General features: G+C 49.9%; 2 protein-coding genes. Both read left to right on the top strand.

The genetic code is table 11. From position 1 onward, the window contains the following. The first annotated feature begins 121 nt into the window (after window positions 1-121). Entirely contained in the window at window positions 122-445 is a 324-nt protein-coding gene (locus ABSG49_RS12260; protein WP_424026418.1) for a hypothetical protein, read from the top strand. A gap of 399 nt (window positions 446-844) precedes the next feature. Continuing rightward, window positions 845-1,018 carry a hypothetical protein gene (locus ABSG49_RS12265; RefSeq protein WP_424026419.1) on the top strand — a complete coding sequence of 58 codons (174 nt, stop codon included), beginning with the start codon at window positions 845-847 and terminating at the stop codon, window positions 1,016-1,018. Window positions 1,019-1,051: the final 33 nt, after the last annotated feature.

Genomic DNA, 1,051 nt, shown 5'->3' on the forward strand with positions numbered 1-1,051 from the left:
TTCCTCTGCCGATGGTCCAGAACAATATGGGGCATAGCTCGATCGAGGTCACGCAAATCTATCTACATCTGAACATCAGGCAGCGGTCCCAGAAGTACAGCGATGCCACGAGGTTCGGGATATGAACGACCCGGATGACAAGTGGCCGATGACCGTCGCCTATGATGGCATCTGTCGGATTGATTATCCCGGTGGAACATGGAAGAACATTCCCGAAGTGAAGGGTTTGGTTACCATTGAATATCAGCCGATGGACCAGACCATTCTCATGTTCATTCGGGATGAGAAAGAAGAACCGGTCCTGGTGGTCAAGTTCTCCTATGCTCGGTTCGTTTGGTTCATCAAGAACCAATTCGAGAGCATGATGGACAATCAGGTAAAGGTCGCACGGTTCATAGCCGAAACCTTACCCCAGATTGAGGCGATCATGGAGGCAAACAAGTGACGCATACAATCCGAATTTACAATCGCCGGCACCGCTATCGGTTCTTTTATCATCCCTGGAAACAGGTCTGCATGGGGCATTGTTCAAGGTGTAAAGAACAATTCAGAGCAGAGGAAAGAAGACGCCGGAGAATGTTCGACGGCATCCTAGCGTCCGAGCTATGGGTCATTTACGGGGGTGCACAAAACCCCCCTCCATCTTCTTTAAATGCTCCTTATAAAGAGGACAAGGCCGGACGGGACGATCTAGTGAAACCGGACCTAAAGAGAATGCCCGTGATTGCAAGGAGGGAACGAATTGAGTAAGTATCAATGTCGTTGGTGTGGGGAACTTTATCGCTATCCCGGCATTCTAAGACATTCGCCGACCTGTTGGAACCGTTCGTATATTGAGACAGAGATGCACATCATTAGGATAGCGAACAAAAAGCATCCCTACGGCCTCGATATGTTCATTGAAAGGGGTGCGGAAAACGTACCCCCGAAAACCGAGGGCGAATACTTAAAGAAAGGAGAAAAACCGGAGACTGAGGAATCCGGGTGTTTTGTGCAGGGTGAACCGGGTGCTAAATGACCGAGGCGACCACGACCCCCATCAGGATCATAG

The organism is Methanoregula sp. (assembly GCF_049510175.1).
In the GTDB taxonomy this organism is placed as follows: domain Archaea; phylum Halobacteriota; class Methanomicrobia; order Methanomicrobiales; family Methanospirillaceae; genus Methanoregula.

Coding starts and splice junctions, on each gene's coding strand:
- ABSG49_RS12265 (WP_424026419.1), top strand. CDS start 845: ATGCACATCATTAGGATAGCGAACAAAAAGCATCCCTACGGCCTCGAT.
- ABSG49_RS12260 (WP_424026418.1), top strand. CDS start 122: ATGAACGACCCGGATGACAAGTGGCCGATGACCGTCGCCTATGATGGC.